A 616-nucleotide genomic window follows, 5' to 3' on the forward strand; every position below is an offset into this window, starting at 1 on the left:
ACTACCACTATAAATATTATCTTGTGAGTCTACACATACTGAATGCGAACTATTTGTATGTCCTGTAAATTTCCATATTTCTGCTCCATTTGATGATATCTTTCTCACTGTATTGTCACTACTACCACTATAAATATTATCTTGTGAATCTACACATACTGAATACACAATATCTGTATGTCCTGTAAAACTCCATATTTCAGTACTTGATGATATTTTTCTTACAGTTTTATCGTAACCACCACTAATAATATTATTTTGTGAGTCTGCATGTACACATCTGACACTACTTGAATTACCAGTAAACTTCCATATTTCATTTCCATCTGTTGATATTTTTCTTACAGTTTTATCTGCACCACCACTATAAATATTATCTTGTGGGTCTACACATACTGAATACACACTACTTGAATTACCAGTAAACTTCCATATTTCATTTCCATCTGTTGATATTTTTCTCACTGTATTATCACTACTGCCACTTATTATGTTATTTTGTGAATCTATTGTTACTGAAAGTACATAGAGAGTATGACCTGTAAACTGCCATATTTCTTCAACATCATCATGCATATCAGGTATTTGTTTTATATTACTAATATTACTTGCCATA

General features: G+C 30.7%; 1 protein-coding gene. It reads right to left on the bottom strand.

Annotated elements, in window-relative coordinates; genetic code table 11:
* Positions 1–616 (bottom strand): hypothetical protein (locus KGF41_RS20485; RefSeq protein ID WP_227857136.1); only part of this gene is annotated, 616 nt, incomplete at both ends.

It is taken from the genome of Clostridioides sp. ZZV14-6150, assembly GCF_020657875.1.
GTDB lineage: Bacteria > Bacillota > Clostridia > Peptostreptococcales > Peptostreptococcaceae > Clostridioides.